Here is a 21,919-nt window from a genome sequence, read left to right as displayed (position 1 = left end):
AGAATGCCTTGCCGAGGCGGGCATCGACCGAGTGCCGGTTGCCGCCGCGAATGACGAAGAACAGCAGGATCGCGGCCCACAGGAGCGATTTTTCAGCGCCCGAGAAGCCCTGGCCCATGGTGACCCAGTGGAACCAGACGGTCACCAGCAGCACGAACAGGCCGGCAAAGGCGGCGGGCCGCGTCAGAAGACCGATGGCGATCAGGATGCCGCCGAAGAATTCGGCACAGGCCAAAAGCAACGACCAGAAGGCGCCGGGATAGAAGCCCAGGCCTTCGACCATTTCGGCGGCGCCGAAAGGGTTGGCGATCTTCTGCGAGCCGTGGATGGTGAGGAACGCGCCGGCGATGACGCGCAGCACGGTTTCGCCTGCATCATGCAGCGACGAATACAGCCGGCCAAGCGTCGGAATGATCAGCTTGCCGTGGGAGGGGTCGGTGGTCGCGGACATCGGAGCTCCTGTTTTGTGACAATGCCTTTCGCAAACGCCGGAGGGTTGCAACCAAGTCAAGTTAACAAAAGTTAACTTTTGAAATCATGTTTTGGCGTCACGAACGAGAAATGCAGAAAACCCCGCCGAGGCGGGGTTTTCCGGGTGACATCCATGAGGTGTCAGGGGCCGACGAGCGGCCTGACCTGAGACGGTATCAGGAGGGCGTGAAGCAAGTACGCCCACCCCAGCCCTGAACATCCGACATGGTGCCACCAACCTTCTTGCAGGCGGCGATGAAATCAGCGCTGCAGTTGGCGAATTTGGCGTGGCCGTTCTTGCAGTAGTGGTCCTCGGTGGCGCCGCCGCTCGGCGCGGTGATGACGCCCGGATTGGCCGGCTTGACCGGTGCGGCCTTCAAATCGGCCGCCTGCGTGGCGCCCATGAAGGAACCGAGCAGGAGGACGGCGGTCAGGATGGTGGTCTTGGTATTGGTCATGATGATCTTCCTTGATTCGAGGTTGTGTTTCCGGGACGCGAAGGGCGATGCCTTTCGCGCGGAGCAGACTTTCGATTGGATTTTGCTGTTCCCCGGTCTGGATCGGGCAAGCACGCCTTGCCCTGCACAAACGTTGGTCGCCCGAGCGTCGGAAAAGGTTCAGGGCAAACGCAAAAAAGCGCGCACAACCGCGCCTCGGGCGGGGAGGGTCATGTAACTATCTGAAAATAATAGAAATTATTCAGGCCGAATAGCGCTCGGCGAATTCGGAGATGCGCTGGATCACTGCTTTGGGCGCGGTGATGCCGCGCGCCTGCGCCTTCTCCGCCGCTTCGGCCCGGGCACGGCCGGGCACATGCACGCCATAGCGCCGGCGCAGTCGGTCGAGCTGGTCTTTCATGCGCTGCTCGAAATCGGGATCGAGCAGCTTGGGCTCGACCGCAAGCACGAACAGGCCGGTTCCCGGACTGTCGGGGCCGCCACTGAACCACGGCGCGTCGAGCGACCAGTTGGCGCCCGACAGGCCCGCCGCCAGCACCTCGACCATCAGAGCGATGTTGGCGCCGCGCTGGCCGCCAAAGGCAAGCATGGCACCCTTCATGGCGGCGGCTGGATCGGTCGTCGAATTGCCGCTGGCGTCCAGCGCCCAGCCTTCGGGGATCTTCTTGCCGTCTTCCGCGGCCTTGCGGATGTTGACGAAAGCGGTCGCGCTCGACGACTGGTCGATGACCAGCGGCGCGCCGTCGGCGGCGGGCGCGGCGAACGACATCGGATTGGTGCAGTAGACCGGCTTGACCGAGCCCGAGCCGGCCAGGACGGCCGGTCCATTGGTGGCGGCAAAGGACACCAGCCCCTGCGCCGCCAGCCGGCCGGTGAAGTAGCCGAGCGCCCCGCACGTATAGGCGTTCTTCTGCGAGAAGATGGCGACGCCGAACAGTCTTGCCGCCTTGGCGAGGTCGTCGATGGTACGGTCGAAGCCGGTATGCGCCAGCCCGCCGCGTGCGTCCGAGAAATAAATGGCCAGCGCCGGCCGGGTGATCACCGGGTCGGCATTGCCGTCGATGCGCCCGGCCTCGAGCGCTTCGAGGTAGTCGATGAAATGCGACAGCCCGACGGCTGCAAGTCCTTCGGCCTCGGCGGCGATGATCGAGGCGGTGAGCGATTGCGCCGCCTCCTCATTGGCGCCGGCGCCAAGTGCCGCCATCCGGCACAGTCCTTTTGCCTGGTCGAGACTGAGTTGCATCATGACGGTCCTAAGGAATTAGGGAATAGGGAATTGTGCGCAGTGAATAGCGAACGGGGATGGAAATGTGAATGCGGAAGTGGCTGGCTACTCCCCTACTCCCCTACTCCCCTAACCTATCTTGACCGGGATCCGCGCCTCGATCCGGCTGAAGGCGAAGACCAGAATGCCGGTGATCGCCATATAGATCAAAGCCAAGAGCAGCAGGGGCTCGTAGGTGAGGTAGGTGTCCTGCCGCACCTTGGACGAGACCGCGAAGATATCGATCACGCTGATCGTCGCCACCAGCGGCGTCGATTTCAGCTGCAGCACGGTCTCGCCGGTCAGCGTCGGCAGCGCCCGGTAGAAGGCTTGTGGCAGCCAGATGCGGCGGAAAATCTTCCAGCGGCTCATGCCGAAGGCGCGGGCCGCTTCCAGCTGCCCCTTGGGCACGCCGGCAAAGGCGCCGCGCATCACCTCGCCCTCGTAACCGGCAAAGGACAAGGTCAGCGCCAGCACGCCGTATGGCCATGCCTGCCTGAGATAGGGCCACATCCAGGACTCGCGGATCCATGGATATTGCGGGAACAGCGAGCCCAGCCCGTAATAAAGCAACCATAGCTGCAGAAGCAGCGGCGTGCCGCGAATGATGGTGCAGAAGACTTTCGCCGGTGCCGCGACCCAGATCGAGCCTGCCGCCTGCGCTAGCCCGACCGGCACGGCGATCATGAAGCCGAGCGCGCAGGTGACGGCCAGGATCCACAGGGCGCGCCAGATGCCCATCAGGCCCATTTCCCAATATTGCGGCAGCCAGTCCCAGCGCATGAAGAAGGCGGCCGACGCCACCAGCCCCACCGCGATGAGGATCAGCACGATGCGATGCGGCTGCAGCCAGAGCGAAGCGCGCGCCGCCGTATCGATGATGACTGTTTCACCCGTCATCAACGGGCCTCCTTGATCGAAGGCATGCCGCGCCGCGCCCATTTCTCGGCGCGGCCAAGCAGGAAGTTCGAAACCAGCGTCACGCAGAGGTAGAGTACGCCGGCGGCGAGGAAGAAAATCAGATAGGCCTTGGTGACGCCCGCTGCCTGCCGCGTCGCCAGCGTCAGTTCGAAGAAGCCGACGACGGCCAGCAGCGCCGTGTCCTTGGTGGCGATCAGCCACAGATTGGCGAGGCCCGGAATGGCGAAAGGCAGCATCGCCGGAAGCGTGATGCGCCGCAACAGAAGGCCGGGAGACATGCCAAAGGCGCGGGCGGCTTCGATCTGGCCCTGCGGAATGGCGAGGATCGCGCCGCGGATGACTTCCGTCGAATAGGCGCCCTGGACGAAGCCGAGCACGGCGATGCCGGCCACCAGCCCGCTTATGTCGACACGTTGGTAGCCCATGGCGGCCAGCACCTGGTTTATCAGGTCGGTGCCGGCATAATAGAGCAGCAGGATCAGCACCAGTTCCGGCACGGCCCGCACCACGGTGGTGTAGACCGCGAACAGGTCGCGCACCACGGGTCCGCCGTAAAGCTTGCCATAGGCACCCCAGGTTCCAATAAGCAGGCCGACGATGGTGGCGCCGACGGCGATCTCCAGCGAATGCAGGAGCCCGACCAGGAGCGTCCCGCCCCAGCCGACGGGCGCGGGCGAGAGAAGTTCGACGATGCCGGCCGCCGAGGCCGGAAGAAAGGATTCGATCAGCGTCGCCCCCGGATTGCTGGCTCGATCCGCCGGCACCTGCGGCCGGCGGCAAGCATGCGTGGACAGGCCGGCTGGAGGACGGGAGCGTCAACGCCCTGTCCTCCAGCCATGCGAGGGTCGTCAGTTCGACTGCGTGGCGCCGCCGTAAATGTCGAAATCGAAGTATTTCTTCGAGATTTCGTCATATTTGCCGTTGGCGCGGATCGCCTTGATGCCGGCGTTGATCTTCTCTTTCAGATCGGTGTCTTCCTTGCGCACGCCGGCGCCGACGCCCGGTCCGAGCACCTCGTCGTCAGGGGCCACCATGCCCTTGAGATCGCAGCAGGCCTTGCCCTGGTCGGTCTTGAGGAACTCCTTGAGCGCGATGGAATCGGCCTGCACCGCGTCGAGGCGGCCGGCGGCAAGGTCGTTGTTGGCTTCGTCCTGCGTCTGGTATTCCTTGATCTCGGATGCGGTCGGGCCGAAGTGCTTCTTGGCGTAGACGGCATGCACCGTCGACACCTGGACGCCGAGGACCTTGCCCTTGAGATCGTCGGGCGTGGCGCCGAATTTCTGGTCCTTGGGGCCGATGATCGCGGTCGGCGTGTTGTAGTACTTGTCGGAGAAGTCGATGGTCTTCTTGCGTTCGTCGGTGATCGACATCGACGAGACGATAAGGTCGATCTTCTTGGTGGTCAGCGCCGGGATGATGCCGTCCCAGGCGACAGGGGTGATGACGCAGTCGAGCTTTTCCTCGGCGCATACGGCGTCGATGAAGTCGATTTCCCAGCCGACCCATTTGCCCGAAGCATCGGGCGAGGTGAAGGGCGCGTAGGGTTCGGCGGCGACGCCGATCTTGACCGGATCGGCCTTGGCCACGCCCATGGCGGCGACGCCGAGCAGCAGTGCCGCGGCCAATGTATTCAGAACAGTCTTCATTTTCAGAACTCCCAGTTTGTTGTTGGTTCCCGGTTTTCTTCCGTCCCGGCCTGTCCCTAGCCGATGTTGCGGATGAACTGCTTGAGCCTTTCGGATTTGGGCGCGCCAAAGATCTGCTCCGGCGGGCCTTCCTCCTCGACCAGCCCGTTGTAGAGGTAGACGACGTGGGTCGCGACCTCGCGGGCGAATTTCATTTCGTGGGTGACCAGCACCATGGTGCGGCCTTCGCGAGCCAGATCGCCGATCACCTTCAGCACTTCGCCCACCAGTTCGGGATCGAGGGCCGAGGTCGGTTCGTCGAACAGCATGACGCGCGGATTGATGGCCAAGGCGCGAGCGATCGCGGCGCGCTGCTGCTGACCACCGGAGAGATAGGCCGGATAGACATCGCGTTTCTCGGCGAGCCCGACCCGCGCCAGCAGCTTTTCGGCCTGGGCGATTGCCTGGTCGCGCTTGACGCCCAGCACGTGCACGGGAACCTCGATGACGTTTTCGATCAGCGTCATATGGCTCCACAGGTTGAAGTTCTGGAACACCATGCCGAGCTTGGAGCGGATGCGTTCGATCTGCCTGCGGTCGGCCGGGATGGTGTGGCCGTGGCTGTCCGCCTTGAGCTTGATCTCCTCGCCATTGACCCGGATGATGCCGCTGGTCGGATTTTCCAGGCAGTTGATGCAGCGCAGCAGCGTCGATTTACCCGAGCCCGAGCCGCCGATGATGGCGATGACCTCGCCGTCGCGCGCCGACAGCGATACGCCCTTCAGCACATGCAGTTGACCGAATTTCTTGTGCAGGTTCTCGACATGGATGGCTTCTGCGGCGCTGTCCTGCACCTCGCCTGATGGGAGTTTGGCAGCTGCCACAGCGCTCACCAAAAGACCTCCATATGGCCGCAGGCGGTTCGTCGAACGTCTATCCGGCTAATCAACATACGCTGTACTGCCCCGCTCCAGACTTCAAGCATGGACCCAACAGAGCGAGCCCGTCAATCCCGCTCATTACGGCACTTGCGGCCTTGTTGTGCAAGTGTATAAATAACCTCTCATGAAATTTTCCCGATTTTTTTCAGCTTAAAAAGGGCATCGATGAGCGCTTTCGGATCACAGTCCATGGCGGCGCCGCTGCGGCGCGTGCTGATGCGGTCGGCGGCCAACGCCATGCGTGACGCCGACAGGGCCGCCTGGCACTATGGCCCGGGATTCAACCCGGCGAAAGCAGCCTCGCAGCACGCGGTCCTTGCTGAACTGGTGGCGGCCTCCGGCGCCGAGATCGAATGGATCGAGGACAAGGCCGACGGACTTTCGGATTCGGTGTTCACGCACGACCCCTCGCTGATGACCGACCGTGGCGCGCTGATCCTGTCCATGGGCAAGCCGTTGCGCGCCAGCGAGCCCTCGCTGCATGAGGAAACCTATAGAAGACTGGGCATTCCGATCCTTGGCCGCGTCGAGGCTCCCGGCCAGGTCGAAGGTGGCGACTGTGTATGGGTGGATGCCCGCACGCTGGCGATCGGGCGCGGTGTCCGCTCCAACCAGGAAGGCATCCAGCAGGTTTCCAACCTGCTGACGCCGTTGGGCATTTCCGTCTACGGCTTTGATCTGCCGCTGTGGCAGGGCGAAGAAGCGTGCCTGCATCTGATGTCGGTGATCAGCCCGCTGGCCGACGACCTCGCCTTGGTCTATTCGCCGCTTTTGCCGGCCCCGTTCTATCAGACGCTGAAGGCGCGCGGCATCCGGCTGGTCGAAGGCGACGCCGAAGAATTCGCCGCTTCCAACGGCCTCAGCCTGAACGTCCTGCCGACCAGCCCGCTCAAGGTCATTGCCGTCGCGGGCTTTCCCAGGACCAAGGCCGCCATGGAAGCCGCCGGCTGCACGGTTGAAATCTTCGAGGCGGATGCGCTCTGCATCGCCTGCGAAGGCGGGCCGACATGCCTGACGCGACCGATTCTGCGCCAATGAACGCGCGCCGTAAGTTCCGTCGCGAGGGCGAGGGGCGGCGGCGGCAGGATCTGATTGAAGCGACTTTGGACAGCGTGGCGGAATATGGCCTGCAGGGCGCCACCTTGCGCACCATCGCATTGCGCGCCGGCGTCACCGCCGGGCTGATCCGGCATTATTTCCCGGGCAAGGAAGAATTGCTGCAGGAAGCCTATACGGCGCTGGTCGGCCGCATGACCGAGCAGGCGAAAGCGGCACTGGTCATGGATGATGCCTCGCCGCGCCAACGCCTCGCGGCCTTCGTCACCGCCAACCTCAATGCGCCGATCATCGACGCGCGGGTGTTTTCGCTCTGGGCAACCTTCCTCGGCCGCGCCGGTGCCGATCCTGCCTTGGCCCGCGCCCACCGCGACGGCTACCTTGGCTTTCGCAACGAGGTGGAAGCGGTCGTGGCCGAAGTGCTCGCCGCCGAACAGCACAAGCCGGACGCAGGCGAGCTGCGCCACCATGCCATCGCGATCAATGCGATCATCGACGGGCTCTGGATCGAAGGCTGCCTGGCCGGCGAGATGTTCTCGCCCGGCGAATTGGCGGCGATTGGCATCAAGGCTGTCGAGGCCGAGCTCGGCCTCGCGCCGCTCAAGCAATTCCAGGAAAAATGAGAAGCGGTTTTCCCGGGAAAAGCGCGTAGCGCTTTCGCTTGGGAATTGCGTAAGAACTAAGAACAAAGAGACAGGGGAGTAAAGCAATGACCACCATCGGCGAAGCGCTCATTTCGCTACTCGAGGCCCATGGTGTCGACACCGTCTTCGGCATCCCCGGCGTCCACACGGTCGAGCTCTATCGCGGCCTGGCGAGGTCTAGGATCCGCCATGTCACGCCGCGCCACGAACAGGGCGCCGGCTTCATGGCCGACGGCTACGCCCGCGCCAGCGGCAGGCCGGGCGTCGCCTTCGTCATCACCGGGCCGGGGTTGACCAACACCATCACCGCCATGGGCCAGGCGCGCGCCGATTCGGTGCCGATGCTGGTGATCTCTGGCGTCAACGCCACCGACACGCTCGGCAAGGGGTTCGGCTTCCTGCATGAATTGCCCGACCAGCGCGGCATGATGGAGAAGGTAGCGCTGTTCTCGGAGCGCATCACCGAGGCCGCAGAACTGCCGGGCGCGCTCGCCCGTGCCTTCGCGTTGTTTTCGTCCGCGCGTCCAGGACCGGTGCACATCGAAATTCCGACCGACATCATGGTGAAGCCCGCCGACGGTCTTGCGGCTGCGTTGAGCAATGCCGCCCCGCCCGCTCCGGAAGCCCGGGCAATTGCCGGGGCGGCGAAGCTAATCAAGGTAGCGCGCCGTCCGTTGATCCTCGCCGGTGGCGGCGCCAGGAAGGCCGAAGCTCCACTGCGGCGGCTTGCCGAAAGGCTGGGCGCGCCGGTTGTCGAGACCACCAACGCACGCGGCCTGATGCATGGTCATCCGCTTTGCGTACCGGCAAGCCCAAGCCTGAAAGCGGTTCGCGCGCTGATGGCCGAGGCAGATCTGGTGATCGCCGCCGGCACCGAATTCGGTCCGACCGACTATGACGGCTATGGCGACGGCGGCTTCGTGCTGCCTTCGAACCTGATCCGTATCGACATCGGCGCCGACCAGCTTGCGCGGCGCCCGGCGACGATCGCCATCCAGGCCGATTGCGCCGTGGCGATCGAGGCCCTGCTTGCGGCGATCGATCCCGCCCACAGCGCCGGCGAAGACGGCCATGGCCGCGCCGCGGCGGGGCGAAAGGCCGCCTTTGCCGAGTTGAGCCCGGCCTATGCGGCGCAGGTGCGTGCCGTGGAAATGATCCGCGATGCCTTGCCCGGAGCCATCATCGTCGGCGACTCCACCCAGCCGATTTACGCCGCCAACCTCTACTACGACCACGACCGGCCCGGCGGCTGGTTCAATGCCGCGACCGGATTCGGCGCGCTGGGCTATGGCCCTCCGGCGGCGATCGGCGCGGCACTCGCCGTGCCCGATGCCCCGGTTGTCTGCCTGACCGGCGACGGCGGCTTCCAGTTCACCTTGCCGGAGATAGCCGTAGCGCTGGATTCCGAAGCGCCCGTCATCTTCGTCGTCTGGAACAACAGGGGCTATCGCGAGATCGAAACCTCGATGCTCGATGTCGGCGTGGAACCTGTCGGCGTGTCGCCGGCGCCGCCGGATTTCTGCAAGCTTGCCGAAGCCTATGGCATATCAGCCGAAAGGCTGGCCGACATCGACGCCTTGCCACAGGCGTTGAGGCACGCCCGGGCAACGGGACTGCCACGTGTCATCGAAATCACGGTCGTTTGAACCATCCAGGCCGGCCTTGGTCCCCGACCGGAAGCGGACCATTTGCCGGCTTGGTCTTGGAAGGCATGAGGCTTCGCTATTCGACGGTGCGCTGACGCATGCAAAGACGTGACGGCTGCCATGTCGAGATATCGGTTGAGTGATCGACTGAAAGGCGCGACGCTTCGCGTCGGCGCGGCTAACCAACGACAAAAGTCATAAAAATGACAGGAGCGGTCCAGGATGACGGAAACACTTGAAGGCAGGCATATCGTTGTGACCGGTGGAACCGGCGCGCTCGGTGGGGCGGTGGTCGGCAGGCTGCTGGAGCAGGGCGCGATCTGTCATGTGCCGAACGCGCACGCCGCGGCACCTCAGCACTTCCCCTTCACCGCGCACGACAATGTGAAGCTGGCGCACAATGTCGACCTGTCGGACTCCGCCAAGGTCGAAGCCTTCTATTCTCAGGTCCCTGCCTTGTGGGGATCGATCCATCTGGCGGGCGGCTTTGCCATGGCACCGGTGGAAAAGATCGAATCGGCATCCTTCGCCGAGATGATGGACACCAACGCCCGCACCACCTTCCTGTGCAGCCGCGCGGCTATCCGCTCGATGCTGGCGTCGGGCTCTGCCGGCCGCATCGTCAATGTCACCGCGCGCGCCGGGCTCGACCCCAGGCGCGGCGCCGGGATGGTCGCCTACACCGCCAGCAAGGCGGCGGTCGCTGCCATGACGGTGGCCATGGCGGAAGAGCTCAAGGCCAATGGCATCCTGGTCAATGCCGTGGCTCCCTCGACGCTCGACACGCCCGCGAACCGCGCCGACATGCCGGATGCCGATTTCACCAAATGGGTCAGCCTCGAAGCTGCGGCCGAATCAATCGCCTATCTCGTCTCGCCCACCAACCGGGCAATGAGCGGAACGCTGGTGCCGCTCTACGGCAGGGCCTGAACTTCAAGAGCATTTCGCCGAGAGCAATTCCAGGGAAAGTGCGTAACGGTTTTCCCGGGAAGAACGCGTAGCGGTTTCCCTTGGGAATTGCGTAAAAACAAAGAGTTGGAGCGGGTCGGCGATTCAATCAAACGCTGAACCGCTCCAAAGAAAAACCCCGCCGGAGCGATCCGGCGGGGTTTTGTTTTTGGACTGTGGAAGGACTTCGCGTTGCGAAGGACTTAGTTGCCCTGCTTCTTCAGCGCGGCACCCAGGATGTCGCCCAGCGAAGCGCCGGAGTCGGTCGAGCCGTACTGTGCGACCGCTTCCTTCTCTTCGGCGATTTCCAGCGCCTTGATCGAGACCTGCAGCTTGCGGGTCTTCTTGTCGAAGGCGATGACGCGGGCGTCGACCTTCTGGCCGACGGTGAAGCGCTCGGGGCGCTGCTCGTCGCGATCACGGCTGAGGTCGGAGCGCTTGATGAATGTCTCGATGCCGCTGTCGACCAGCCGCACTTCCAGACCGCCATCCTTGACGCCGATGACTTCGCAGGTGACGACCGCGTTCTTGCGCAGTTCGCCCGAAGTCGCGGCTTCGCCGACCGTGTCCTTGGCCAGCTGCTTGATGCCGAGCGAGATGCGCTCCTTGTCGATGTCGACGTCGAGCACCTGCGCCTTGACCATGTCGCCGCGATTGTACTCTTCGATGACCTGCTCGCCCGGACGGGTCCAGTCGAGGTCGGAGAGGTGGACCATGCCGTCCACGTCGCCTTCGAGGCCGATGAACAGGCCGAACTCGGTCTTGTTCTTGACCTCGCCCTCGACCTGGCTGCCGACCGGATGGCTCGAGGCGAAAGCCTGCCACGGATTCTCCAGCGTCTGCTTGAGGCCGAGCGAGATGCGGCGCTTGGCCGGATCGACCTCGAGCACCACCACGTCGACTTCCTGCGTCGTCGACAGGATCTTGCCGGGGTGCACGTTCTTCTTGGTCCACGACATTTCCGAAACGTGGATGAGACCCTCGATGCCCGGCTCCAGCTCGACGAATGCGCCGTAGTCGGTGATGTTGGTGACGGTACCCTTGATCTTCTTGCCGATCGGGAACTTGGTGCCGATCTCGGACCACGGATCGCTCTCGAGCTGCTTCATGCCGAGCGAGATGCGGTGGGTTTCCTGGTTGATGCGGATGATCTGCACCTTGACCGTCTGACCGATGTTGAGGATTTCGGTCGGATGGTTGACGCGGCGCCATGCCATGTCGGTGACGTGCAGCAGGCCGTCGATGCCGCCGAGGTCGACGAACGCACCGTAGTCGGTGATGTTCTTGACGACGCCTTCGACCACCTGGCCTTCTTCAAGGTTCTGCACGATTTCCGAACGCTGTTCGGCGCGGCTCTCCTCGAGCACGGTGCGGCGCGAAACCACGATGTTGCCGCGGCGGCGATCCATCTTGAGGATCTCGAAGGGCTGCGGGTTGTGCATCAGCGGGGAAACGTCGCGGATCGGGCGGATATCGACCTGGCTGCGCGGCAGGAAGGCCACGGCGCCGTCGAGGTCGACGGTGAAGCCGCCCTTGACCTGGTTGAAGATGACGCCTTCGACGCGCTCACCCTTGGTGAACTTCTCTTCGAGGCGGACCCAGCTCTCTTCGCGGCGGGCCTTCTCACGGGAAAGCATGGCTTCGCCAAGCGCGTTCTCGATGCGCTCGACATAGACTTCGACGGTGTCACCGACCTTGAGGGTGGTGTCCTTGCCCTTGACGCCGAATTCCTTCAGCGGCACGCGGCCTTCGACCTTCAGGCCGACGTCGATGATGGCCATGTCCTTTTCGATCGCCGTGATCGTACCCTTGACGACCTGACCTTCGCCGGAATGGCCGGTGGTGAATGATTCTTCGAGCAGGCTCGCGAAATCATCGCGAGTGGGATTTGCAGCTGACATTGTTTCTCCTGGAGTGCCCCGCATCTCGAGCGGGACGGGCGCCGTGGGTTAGCGTTGCGTTGGCCTGCCGGCGTTCCGGGCTAAAAAGCCCTGGGCCGCTTTTCGAGCGGCAATTCCGGCGCATGAAGAATGCTGGCAGGCTGGTTCGTGCCCGATATGGGTATTTTCTTCGCCTCCGGCAACGGAAACGCGGGAGAAAACCCGGATCAGGCCTTGTTTCTCTTGGCCAGCACGTCGTCGATAACAGACATGGCCGCGAGAAACGCGGCTTCTATAGCCATTTCGCTGGTATCAAGCAAGTGCGCGTCGGCGGCCGGCTTCAGCGGCGAGTCGGCCCGGCCCATGTCGCGCTCGTCGCGGCGTTGGATATCGGCAAGGATTTCGGCGAAATTGGCGGTGCCGCCGATGCTTTCGATCTCGGCCAGCCGGCGGCGTGCCCGCACTTCGGCACTCGCCGTCACATAGAGTTTGATGTCGGCGTCGGGACACACGACGGTGCCGATATCGCGCCCGTCAAGCACCGCGCCCGGCGGCGTCCTGGCGAAATCGCGCTGCTTTTCGACCAGGATGCGGCGCACGGTCGGGAAAACCGCGACCTTCGAAGCCGCTTCGCCAACCGCATGCGCCGACAGCACCGCGCGGTCGAGCTTTGCCAGGTCGACCTGGCGCGCCGCGGTCTCTGCCGCTGAGACATTGTCGAGCGGCAGGCCAAGCCGCAGCAGCGCATGTGCGACGGCGCGATAGGTAAGCCCGGTGTCGAGCAGATTCAGGCGATAGTGATCGGCGAGCCGGCGGGCGAGCGTGCCCTTGCCGGCGCCGGCCGGTCCGTCGATGGCGATGGTGAAGGGGTGGGTCATTGGCAGGCCGTCGATCCCAACGCGTTCGTCATCCTAGGGCGGAGCAGGAGCGAAGCTCCGTCGCGGAGACCCTGGGATCCATGCCGTGTCCTCAACCGAAGGATGCCGCGGACCAGAATATTGCACCGTTGCGGAGCGTTGAAGTCACGGCATGGATCCTGGGGTCTGCGCGGCGTCGCTCCGCTCCTTGCTTCGCCCCGGGATGACGAAGGGAGGGATGTCGGCATCCAATCTCCGAGGTTTGCAATTGCCATCGACAATCACCCGATCTCCGCGCCCAGCCCCTTCATCAATCCCATGAACTCCGGAAAACTCGTCGCGATCATCGCCTGGTCGTCGATGGTGACCGGCTTTTCCGTCGCCAGCCCCATGACCAGGAAGCTCATGGCGATGCGGTGGTCGAGATGCGTCTTGACCGTCGTATCCAGGCCGTTGGGATGGCCTCCCAGGCCCTTGCCGCCGGGTTTTCCGCGCACGGCGAGCGAAGCCTCGCCCTCGGTGCAGTCGACGCCGTTGAGCTTGAGCCCGTGGGCCACCGCCGACAGCCGGTCGGATTCCTTCACCCGCAGTTCCTCCAGCCCCTGCATCAGCGTTTCGCCTTCGGCGAAGCTCGCGGCAACGGCGAGCACCGGATATTCGTCGATCATCGACGGCGCCCGCTCCGGCGGCACGGTGACGCCTTTCAGCTCGGAGTAACGCACGCGCAGGTCGGCGACATCCTCGCCGCCGGCATTGCGCCGGTTCAAAATGTCGATCTGGCCGCCCATTTCCTGCAGCGTCAGAAGCAGGCCGGTGCGGGTCGGGTTCATCAGCACGTTCTCGATCGTGATGTCCGAGCCCGGCACGATCAGCGCCGCCACCAGCGGGAAACCGGCCGAGGAAGGGTCGCCCGGCACCGCGATGGTCTGGCCGGTGAGCTTGCCCTGGCCTTCGATGAAAATGTGGCGCACGCCGCGCTCGTCAGTCTCGACCGACAGATTGGCGCCAAAGCCTTTCAGCATCTTTTCGGTGTGGTCGCGCGTCATCACCGGCTCGATCACGGTGGTGATGCCCGGCGTGTTGAGGCCGGCCAGCAGCACCGCCGACTTCACCTGTGCCGAGGCCATCGGCACGCGGTAGGTGATCGGGGCTGCGTGCTTTGGGCCATGCAGCGTGATCGGCATGCGGTCGCCGGGCGTCGCCTTCAGCACCTGCACGCCCATCTGGCGCAGGGGTTCCAGCACGCGGCCCATCGGCCGGCCGGACAGCGAGGCATCGCCGATGAAGGTCGTTTCCATGTCGTAGGTGCCGACAAGCCCCATGGTCAGCCGCGAGCCGGTGCCGGCATTGCCGAAGTCGAGCGGGCCTTCCGGCTGCAGCAGCGCGCCGTTGCCGGTGCCGCGGATCACCCATTCCGCGCCGTGCTTCTCTATATGCGCGCCCATCGCCTTCATGGCCGCGCCCGTGCGCATCACGTCCTCGCCCTCGAGCAGGCCGGTGATGCGCGTTTCGCCGGAGGCAAGCCCCCCGAACATGAAGGAGCGGTGCGAGATCGATTTGTCGCCCGGCACACGGGCCGTGCCGGAAAGGGCGGATGATTTGCGGGCGGTGGCCGGCTTGGCAGCGGCGGCGTGTGACATGGAATTTCCCTGGACGGAATGCCGGCGGTCCGGCGCTTTTCATTTGTTGCGGCGGTCTCCTATCACGGCGAGGCGAAATGGTCATCCCCATGGTCGTCACTTGGCGCGAGGCCTTTGAATGCTTGGTTTTGTGACGCCGGCTTTTCGCTTTGACAGCGCTGCAAACTGTGGTTAAGGGGACCACTCTTTTATTGACGAGGCTTGCCGTGGCAAAAACCGAACTTGGCACAAAACGCATCGACCCTGAAACGGGCCGGAAATTCTACGACCTGAACAAAGACCCGATCGTCTCGCCCTATACCGGCAAGAGCTATCCGCGTTCCTATTTCGACGAAGGCAAGATCGCCGCCGTCGAGGAGGAGGAGGAAGTGGCCGAGAAGGAAGTGGACGCCGAGGACGAAGAGGGCGCCGAAGTCGTTTCGCTGGAAGAGGCCGATGACGAGGCCAAGGGCGGCGACGATCTTCCCGATCTCGGCGACGACGAGGATGATGTCGATCTCGGCGACGACGAGGATGACACCTTCCTTGCCGACGAAGAGGAAGAAGACGACGACGTTGCCGACATGATCGGCGTCGGCGACGACGACGACGAGGTCTGACAAGGTCTCGAACGCAAGCGTTTGCCGGCTTTCACGGCCTGTGAAGAAAAAGCCGCCGATGAAGGCTTGATATCTGGGAAAGGCGGGGTTAGAAGCCGCCTGCACTAACGGCGCGGTCTTCCAACCCTCGCCGATCTCTCGCCGGAAACGGCGCCGGCAGACTGCCGGGAGTGGGGCCATAGCTCAGTTGGGAGAGCGCTTGAATGGCATTCAAGAGGTCGTCGGTTCGATCCCGATTGGCTCCACCAAGTTCTATAGAGTTTCAGCTTTTTTGTCAGCGCGCATGCTAACTGGTCCGTCTCCGTTTCAGCGGGGTGGGATAGGTCAATGCGGAACGGCAGTCTGATTACACTCGCTCTTGCTGGGTTGGCGCTGGCACTTACCGTATGCGACCCTCCGCCGGGCATCGTCAGGATGCGCCGCGATAGCGACAACAAACAGGCTCTATGCTTCATCGGGGCGGATAACTCTGGACGCAACTCGCTTGGGAACAACGCATCGATTTCCGTCGTTCGATGCGTTGCCGCTTGTGAGAAGCTGGGTTTCGTTATCGAAAAGAGTTCCCGTCTGATCTCATCGTGAACACGGACGGCGTTGGTGACGTGTCAGAAGACCGTTGCTCGATAATGCTGAGAAAAAAATGTGGTAGCTTGGCTGCTGACCTCGCTGCTCACCACTCGGCGAAGGAGCCGTCCTTGTGGCGCCAGATCGGGTTGCGCCAGCGGTGGCCTTCCTTGGCCCGCTCGTTGACATAGTCCTCGTCGATCTCGACGCCGAGCCCCGGGCCGTCGGGGATGGCGACATAGCCATCCTCGTAGCGGAAGACGTCCTTGTTGGCGGCGTAGTCGAGCAGGTCGTTGGCGGCGTTGTAGTGGATGCCCAGGCTCTGCTCCTGGATGAAACAGTTGTAGCTCACGGCATCGAGCTGCAGGCAGGCGGCGAGCGCGATCGGTCCGAGCGGGCAGTGCGGCGCCACCGCCACGTCATACGCCTCCGCCATAGCCGCGATCTTGCGGCACTCGGTGAGGCCGCCGGCATGCGACAGATCGGGCTGGATGATGTCGACGACGCCTTCCTCGAACACGGATTTGAAGTCCCAGCGGCTGTAGAGCCGCTCGCCGAGCGCGATCGGCGTCGAGCCAAGGGCGGCGATCTCCTTCAGCGCCTCGCGGTTTTCGCTGAGCACCGGCTCCTCGATGAACATCAGGCGGTAGGGCTCCAATTCCTTGACGAGGATGCGGGCCATCGGCCGGTGGACGCGGCCATGGAAATCGACGGCGATGCCGATATTGGGCCCGACCGCCTCGCGCACCATCGCGACGCGTTCGACGGCGGCATCTATTCTGTCGTGGCTGTCGACAATCTGCAGTTCCTCCGTACCGTTCATCTTGAGCGCCAGGAAGCCGCGGGCCACGACTTCCTTGGCGCCAGCCGCCACTTCCGCCGGCCGGTCGCCGCCGATCCAGGAATAGACCTTGATGGTGTCGCGCAGTCTGCCGCCGAGCAGTTCATGCACGGGCACGCCGAGCGCCTTGCCCTTGATGTCCCACAGCGCCTGGTCGATGCCTGCAATGGCGCTCATCAGGATCGGCCCGCCGCGGTAGAAGCCGCCGCGATGCATCACCGTCCAATGATCCTCGATCAGGCGAGGATCCTTGCCGATGAGATAATCGCCAAGCTCCTTGACCGCCGCTTCGACGGTCAACGCGCGGCCTTCGACCACCGGCTCGCCCCAGCCGGTGACGCCGGCATCTGTCTCGATCTTCAGGAACAGCCAGCGTGGCGGAACGATGTAGGTGGTGAGCGAGATGATTTTCATGCGCGGTCTCAGTTGTTCTTGAGTTTCTTGGCGCTGACGAGGTCGCGCGCCGCAAGGTCGAGGATCCGGTTGGCAGCACCACGCGCCGCCTCGGCGTCGCGCATGCGCAGCGCCTCCACCACTTCGCGGTGTGCCGCCACGGCTTCCATGCGGCGGTCGAGCGAGATGGTTGCCGTCGCTTCCAGCGAGAATTTCAGCCCGGTGTCGATCAGGTTGCCGATCTGGCGGAAGATCGGGTTGTGGCTGGCGGCATAGACGATCTGGTGGAAAGCAATGTCGCTGCGCGAGAAGGCGGCGAGGTCCTCGCCGGCATCAGCCATGCCGCGCCACGCGGCCTCCAGATCGGCGATCTCCTGCAGCGTCGCACGCGTGGCGGCCAACTCGGCGACCAGCGGCTCGATGGCCCGGCGTGTCTCCAGGATGGCATCGAACAGCTTGTCGTCAAGCGCATGCGGCGCGTGCCAGGCCAGCACTTGCGGGTCGATGATGTTCCAGTCGTCCTCGTTGCACACGATGGTGCCGACGCGCGGCCGCGATAGCACCAGCCCCTTGGCGGCCAGCACCTTCAGGGCTTCGCGGATGACGGTGCGGCTGACGCCATACTCGACGCCGAGTTCGTTTTCGGTGGGCAGGGAAGAGCCGGCCGGATAGCGCCCGGAAAAGATGTCGGAGGCGATCGCCTTCGTCACATCGGGCATGACGCGCGGGCGGCGCGTGGCCGTGTCGGCTGAAGCCTTCTTAGACGTTTCGGTCACCTCAGCCCTCCTCCAAGGCGGCGAACCCACTGGTTTCGCACAACCGGCCCGGCCTTACCGGATGCGGATGATTTGCGCCAGCGATCCCTGGTCAGAGCATGTATCTTAATTATCATACCAGATCAATTGACGAGTATGATAAAAACAATTAGAGACTCCTGCATCCGGGCTGAGCGCCCGGCCATCGCTGGGAGGTAATCATGCGACTTCTGAAGACCGCGCTCGTCGCGGGCGCGCTTGCCGTGCTGTCCGTCACGACCATCGCTGCATATGCTCAGGACACCAAGATCGGCTTCATCGTCAAACAGCCCGAGGAGCCGTGGTTCCAGGACGAATGGAAGTTCGCCGACCAGGCCGCCAAGGAAAAGGGTTTTACCCTCGTCAAGATCGGCGCCGAGGACGGCGAAAAGCTGATGTCGGCGATCGACAATCTCGGCGCGCAGGGCGCCCAGGGCTTCATCGTCTGCACGCCGGACGTAAAGCTTGGCCCCGGCATCGTCGCCAAGGCCACCGCCAACAATCTCAAGCTGATGACCGTCGACGACCGTCTGGTCGGCGCCGACGGCAAGGCGCTCGAAGACGTGCCGCATATGGGCATCTCGGCCACCAAGATCGGTGAGGCCGTCGGCCAGGCGATCGTCGATGAGATGAAGGCGCGCGGCTGGAAGGCCGACGAAGTCGGTGCGATCCGCGTTTCCTATGACCAGTTGCCGACTGCCGTCGACCGTGTCGAAGGCGCCATCTCGGTGCTGAAGGCCAACGGCTTCAAGGCCGAGAACATTTTCGACGCTCCCCAGGCCAAGACCGACACCGAAGCAGCCCTCAATGCCGCGACGGTGGTGCTCAACGCCCATGCCGACATCAAGAAGTGGGTCTCTTTCGGCCTCAACGACGAAGCGGTGCTCGGTGCAGTGCGCGCATCCGAAAGCGTCGGCATTGCTGCTGACGGCATGATCGGCGTCGGCATCGGCGGCGCGGATTCGGCGATCAACGAATTCAAGAAGCCGACCGCCACTGGCTTTGTCGGCACCGTGATCATCTCGCCGAAGCGCCATGGCTACGAGACGGCGCTCAACATGTATGACTGGGTCGCCAACAACAAGGAACCGGAGAAGCTGATCCTGACCTCCGGCGCGCTGGCCAAACGCGACGACTACCAGAAGGTCCGCCAGGGCCTCGGCATCGAATAATCCTCCCTGTACAAACAGGCGGCGGCTCATGCCGCCGCCTGTTTGCCGTGGCACAAGAAGGATCGACGCCCGTGTCCTTTCTCGACTTCTCGCACATCACCAAGACCTATCCGGGTGTCAAGGCGCTGTCGGACGTCTCGTTCGGCGTCGACAGGGGCGCAGTGCATGGCCTGATGGGCGAAAACGGCGCCGGTAAATCGACCCTGATCAAGATCCTGTCGGGCGACCAGCATGCGGACGAAGGCGAGATCCGCATCGACGGCAAGGTCCACGCCTATGCCTCGACAAGGGATGCCTTCGACAATGGGGTCATCGTCATTCATCAGGAATTGCAGCTCGTGCCGGAACTCACCGTCGCCGAGAACCTCAGCCTCGGCCGCTTTCCCGCCAGCGCCGGCGTCATCGCGCGCGGCAAGATGCTGGAGGACGTCGGCGCCAAGCTGAAATCGGCCGGCATCGACATCGATATCAGCCGCAAGGTCAAGACGCTGTCGATCGGCGAGCGCCAGATGATCGAGATCGCCAAGGCAATCATGCTCGACGCGCGCGTCATCGCGCTGGACGAGCCGACCTCGTCGCTGTCGTCGCGCGAGAGCGAAATCCTGTTTGCCCTGATCGACCGCCTGCGCGGCGAGGGCAAGGTCATCATCTATGTCTCGCACCGGCTCGACGAGGTGTTCCGCCTCTGCGACAGCCTGACCGTGCTGCGCGACGGCAAGCTCGCGGCGCACCACGCATCGCTGAAAGGCGTCACCCGCGACCAGGTTGTCGCCGAAATGGTCGGCCGCGAAATCTCCGACATCTGGGGTTTTCGGCCACGCAAGGCCGGCGACATGAGGCTGGAGGTCGAAGCCATCTCCGGAGCAAAACTGAAGATACCGGCCAGTTTCGAGGCAAGGGCCGGCGAGATCGTCGGCTTCTTCGGCCTCATCGGTGCAGGCCGCTCGGAACTGATGCGGCTGGTCTTCGGCGCCGACCCGCGCTCGGGCGGCACCATCACGGTGGATGGCAAGGCGATCCATGCCGCCGACCCGCATGGCGCGATCCGGGCCGGCATCGTGCTGTGTTCGGAAGACCGCAAGCATGACGGCATCATCCAGGGCCGCTCGATCGAGGAGAACATCAACATCTCCTCGCGGCGCCATCACGCGCGCTTCGGCATCCTGAACCGCGCCAGCGAGATCGCCACGGCCGAAACCTTCATCAAGAAGCTCAAGGTGCGCACGCCATCGCGCAAGCAAGACATCATCAATCTCTCCGGCGGCAACCAGCAGAAGGTCATCCTTGGCCGCTGGCTGTCGGAGCAGGGCGTACGCGTCCTCATCGTCGATGAGCCGACACGCGGCATCGACGTCGGCGCCAAGTCGGAAATCTACGAACTGCTCTACCAGCTTGCCGAGGATGGCATGGCGATCGTCGTCGTCTCGTCCGACCTGCCGGAGGTGATGGGCATTTGCGACCGTATCCTGGTGATGTGCGGCGGGCGCATCAATGCCGAGCTTGCACGCAACCAGTTCGCCGAGAAGGCGATCCTGGCGGCGGCACTTCCCGACACCAAAACCCCCGACGCCATCGCATCCTGAGGACCTGACATGACCGATCAGTTGAAGAAGATCCTGCTCGGCGAACAGGGCCTCGTCGTCATCTTCGTCGTTGCCTTCGCGCTGGTCTCGCTGCTGGTTCCCAATTTCCTCACCGACCGCAATATGCTCGGCCTGCTACAGTCGGTGGTTACCGTCGGCATCGTTGCCTGCACCATGATGTTCTGTCTCGCGGCGCGCGACTTCGACCTGTCGGTTGGCTCCATCGTTGCCTTCGCCGGCATGGTCGCGGTGATGGCGTCGAACTACACAGGCTCGATCCTGCTCGGGCTGCTGGCAGCGATCGCCTGCGGTGCCTTTGTCGGCTTCATCAACGGTATCGTCATCGCCAAATTCCGCATCAACGCGCTGATCACGACGCTGGCGACCATGCAGATCGTGCGCGGCCTTGCACTCATCGCATCCGACGGGCGCGCCGTCGGCATCAACAGCCCGGACTTCTATCAGCTCGCGCTGTCGAAATTCCTCGGCATACCGACACCCGTCTGGGTGCTGGCGGTTCTGTTCGGCATTTTTGGCTTCGTGCTCAACCGCACCGTCTTCGGCAAGAACACGCTGGCCATTGGCGGCAATCCTGAAGCGTCACGGCTGGCCGGCGTCAATGTCGACCGCACGCGCATCTGGATTTTCGCCCTGCAAGGCGTCGTCTGCGGCATCGCCGGCATCCTGCTGGCGTCACGCATCACCTCCGGACAGCCCAACGCGGCGGTGGGGCTTGAACTCTCGGTCATCTCGGCCTGCGTGCTCGGCGGCGTGTCGCTTGCCGGCGGCCGCGCCACAATGTCGGGCGTCATCGTCGGCGTGCTGATCATGGGCATCGCCGAGAACGCCATGAACCTGCTCAATATCCCGGCCTTTTATCAGTACATCGTGCGAGGCGTGATGCTGCTGCTCGCCGTGCTGCTCGACAATCTGCGTTCGTCGGCCTTGGGCCGGCGTTGACCGTGTTCGACTGGAGTGACACCCATGGCTGAGCGCCTGTCCGGCAAACGCATCTTCCTGACGGGCGCCGCGCAAGGCATCGGGCTGGCCATCGCCGAGGCCTGTCTTGCCGAGGGTGCGAAATTGTTCCTCGTCGACCAGGACGGCGCGTTGCTGGAGAAGACCGTCGCGGGCCTCGTGGCACCCAAGGGGCAGGTCGGGCATGCGACAGCCGACATCAGCGACGGGGCCGCGATAAAAGCAGCCGTTGCCCGCGCGAACGCCGAGATAGGTCCGGTTAACGCATTGATCAACAATGCCGGAATGAACGTTTTCTCGACGCCGCTGGAGGCCACCGAAGAAGAGTGGACCCGCAATTTCGACGTCAACGTCAAGGGCGCCTGGAACTGCAGCAAGGCGGTGCTGCCGGGCATGCTGGCGAATGGCGGCGGGGCGATCCTCAACATCGCCTCGACCCACGGCTTCACCATCATCCCACACACTTTTCCCTATCCTGTCGCCAAGCACGCCCTGCTTGGGCTGACCAAATCGCTGGCGCTCGAATATGCCGGGCAGGGCGTGCGCGTGAACGCGCTGGCGCCGGGCTATGTCGAGACGCAGAAGGCCATCGACTACTGGAACAGTTTTCCTGATACGGCGGCAGCGCGCGCCAATACCATGGC

21 protein-coding genes and 1 tRNA gene are annotated in these 21,919 nt (G+C 63.7%); 10 read left to right on the top strand and 12 right to left on the bottom strand.

From position 1 onward, the window contains the following. From EOA36_RS04880 to EOA36_RS04850, 7 genes are all read right to left on the bottom strand, one after another. On the bottom strand, window positions 1-451 hold a 451-nt coding region (locus EOA36_RS04880), incomplete at its 3' end, for a DoxX family protein (RefSeq protein WP_135862410.1). A 196-nt stretch (window positions 452-647) separates the two neighbouring features. After that, complete coding sequence (locus tag EOA36_RS04875; protein WP_127275826.1) at window positions 648-929, bottom strand: hypothetical protein; 282 nt, start codon at window positions 927-929, stop codon at window positions 648-650. A 241-nt stretch (window positions 930-1,170) separates the two neighbouring features. Next, window positions 1,171-2,172: an Ldh family oxidoreductase gene (locus EOA36_RS04870; RefSeq protein WP_167531478.1), complete on the bottom strand. Its 1,002-nt coding sequence runs from the start codon at window positions 2,170-2,172 to the stop codon at window positions 1,171-1,173. Between the two features lie 111 nt (window positions 2,173-2,283). Further along, window positions 2,284-3,093, bottom strand: a complete 810-nt coding sequence (locus EOA36_RS04865; protein WP_127275824.1) for an ABC transporter permease — start codon at window positions 3,091-3,093, stop codon at window positions 2,284-2,286. Continuing rightward, window positions 3,093-3,758 (bottom strand): ABC transporter permease, encoded by a 666-nt coding sequence (locus EOA36_RS04860; protein WP_127275827.1) that lies wholly within the window; start codon window positions 3,756-3,758, stop codon window positions 3,093-3,095. Before EOA36_RS04860 ends, EOA36_RS04865 begins: the two co-directional genes overlap by 1 nt. A 204-nt stretch (window positions 3,759-3,962) precedes the next feature. Continuing rightward, window positions 3,963-4,760: a transporter substrate-binding domain-containing protein gene (locus EOA36_RS04855; RefSeq protein WP_127275823.1), complete on the bottom strand. Its 798-nt coding sequence runs from the start codon at window positions 4,758-4,760 to the stop codon at window positions 3,963-3,965. A 56-nt stretch (window positions 4,761-4,816) separates the two neighbouring features. Then, window positions 4,817-5,632 (bottom strand): ABC transporter ATP-binding protein, encoded by an 816-nt coding sequence (locus EOA36_RS04850; RefSeq protein WP_127275822.1) that lies wholly within the window; start codon window positions 5,630-5,632, stop codon window positions 4,817-4,819. A gap of 213 nt (window positions 5,633-5,845) precedes the next feature. Here EOA36_RS04850 and EOA36_RS04845 point away from each other — a divergent pair, with 213 nt between their 5' ends. The 4 genes from EOA36_RS04845 (at window position 5,846) to EOA36_RS04830 (ending at window position 9,956) form a co-directional block, all read left to right on the top strand. Beyond that, complete coding sequence (locus EOA36_RS04845) at window positions 5,846-6,718, top strand: dimethylarginine dimethylaminohydrolase family protein (RefSeq protein WP_127275821.1); 873 nt, start codon at window positions 5,846-5,848, stop codon at window positions 6,716-6,718. Beyond that, window positions 6,715-7,359, top strand: coding sequence for a TetR family transcriptional regulator C-terminal domain-containing protein (locus EOA36_RS04840; protein WP_167531483.1), 645 nt, complete (start codon window positions 6,715-6,717; stop codon window positions 7,357-7,359). The genes EOA36_RS04845 and EOA36_RS04840 overlap by 4 nt, the downstream gene beginning before the upstream one ends. Window positions 7,360-7,445: 86 nt before the next feature. Continuing rightward, complete coding sequence (locus EOA36_RS04835; RefSeq protein WP_127275819.1) at window positions 7,446-9,026, top strand: 5-guanidino-2-oxopentanoate decarboxylase; 1,581 nt, start codon at window positions 7,446-7,448, stop codon at window positions 9,024-9,026. Between the two features lie 222 nt (window positions 9,027-9,248). Continuing rightward, the gene (locus EOA36_RS04830; RefSeq protein ID WP_127275818.1) at window positions 9,249-9,956 is read left to right on the top strand and encodes an SDR family NAD(P)-dependent oxidoreductase; all 708 of its coding nucleotides are present in this window, start codon (window positions 9,249-9,251) and stop codon (window positions 9,954-9,956) included. Between the two features lie 221 nt (window positions 9,957-10,177). Here EOA36_RS04830 and rpsA read toward each other — a convergent pair whose 3' ends face one another. The 3 genes from rpsA to aroA form a co-directional block, all read right to left on the bottom strand. After that, on the bottom strand, window positions 10,178-11,875 hold the full coding sequence (gene rpsA, locus EOA36_RS04820; RefSeq protein WP_127275816.1) for a 30S ribosomal protein S1: 1,698 nt from the start codon (window positions 11,873-11,875) through the stop codon (window positions 10,178-10,180). Between the two features lie 206 nt (window positions 11,876-12,081). Further along, window positions 12,082-12,732, bottom strand: a complete 651-nt coding sequence (gene cmk, locus EOA36_RS04815; protein WP_127275815.1) for a (d)CMP kinase — start codon at window positions 12,730-12,732, stop codon at window positions 12,082-12,084. Window positions 12,733-12,992: 260 nt separating this feature from the next. Next, the gene (gene aroA, locus EOA36_RS04810) at window positions 12,993-14,351 is read right to left on the bottom strand and encodes a 3-phosphoshikimate 1-carboxyvinyltransferase (RefSeq protein ID WP_127275814.1); all 1,359 of its coding nucleotides are present in this window, start codon (window positions 14,349-14,351) and stop codon (window positions 12,993-12,995) included. A gap of 206 nt (window positions 14,352-14,557) precedes the next feature. Between aroA and EOA36_RS04805 the strand changes: the two genes are divergently transcribed. Together EOA36_RS04805 and EOA36_RS04800 are read left to right on the top strand one after the other, a co-directional pair. Next, the gene (locus tag EOA36_RS04805) at window positions 14,558-14,950 is read left to right on the top strand and encodes a TIGR02300 family protein (RefSeq protein WP_127275813.1); all 393 of its coding nucleotides are present in this window, start codon (window positions 14,558-14,560) and stop codon (window positions 14,948-14,950) included. 172 nt (window positions 14,951-15,122) lie between these two features. Continuing rightward, window positions 15,123-15,198: transfer RNA gene (locus EOA36_RS04800), tRNA-Ala, on the top strand. Between the two features lie 422 nt (window positions 15,199-15,620). Here the strand turns inward: EOA36_RS04800 and dgoD are convergent. Together dgoD and EOA36_RS04790 are read right to left on the bottom strand one after the other, a co-directional pair. Further along, window positions 15,621-16,769: a galactonate dehydratase gene (gene dgoD / locus EOA36_RS04795; protein WP_127275812.1), complete on the bottom strand. Its 1,149-nt coding sequence runs from the start codon at window positions 16,767-16,769 to the stop codon at window positions 15,621-15,623. Window positions 16,770-16,777: 8 nt separating this feature from the next. Next, window positions 16,778-17,467 carry a FadR/GntR family transcriptional regulator gene (locus EOA36_RS04790; RefSeq protein WP_245464247.1) on the bottom strand — a complete coding sequence of 230 codons (690 nt, stop codon included), beginning with the start codon at window positions 17,465-17,467 and terminating at the stop codon, window positions 16,778-16,780. A gap of 257 nt (window positions 17,468-17,724) precedes the next feature. On the opposite strand from EOA36_RS04790, the gene EOA36_RS04785 reads away from it, so the two are divergent. From EOA36_RS04785 to EOA36_RS04770, 4 genes are all read left to right on the top strand, one after another. After that, window positions 17,725-18,714, top strand: coding sequence for an arabinose ABC transporter substrate-binding protein (locus tag EOA36_RS04785; RefSeq protein WP_127275810.1), 990 nt, complete (start codon window positions 17,725-17,727; stop codon window positions 18,712-18,714). 71 nt (window positions 18,715-18,785) lie between these two features. Next, window positions 18,786-20,297 (top strand): L-arabinose ABC transporter ATP-binding protein AraG, encoded by a 1,512-nt coding sequence (gene araG / locus EOA36_RS04780; protein ID WP_127275809.1) that lies wholly within the window; start codon window positions 18,786-18,788, stop codon window positions 20,295-20,297. Window positions 20,298-20,306: 9 nt separating this feature from the next. Then, window positions 20,307-21,257 carry an L-arabinose ABC transporter permease AraH gene (gene araH / locus EOA36_RS04775; protein ID WP_127275808.1) on the top strand — a complete coding sequence of 317 codons (951 nt, stop codon included), beginning with the start codon at window positions 20,307-20,309 and terminating at the stop codon, window positions 21,255-21,257. 24 nt (window positions 21,258-21,281) lie between these two features. Then, window positions 21,282-21,919 (top strand): SDR family NAD(P)-dependent oxidoreductase (locus tag EOA36_RS04770; RefSeq protein WP_127275807.1); only part of this gene is annotated, 638 nt, incomplete at its 3' end.

Source organism: Mesorhizobium sp. M8A.F.Ca.ET.021.01.1.1, from assembly GCF_003998025.1.
Classification (GTDB): Bacteria; Pseudomonadota; Alphaproteobacteria; order Rhizobiales; family Rhizobiaceae; genus Mesorhizobium.
Note: the sequence above shows the minus strand (reverse complement) of the source record. Positions and strands in the feature narration are given on the sequence as shown.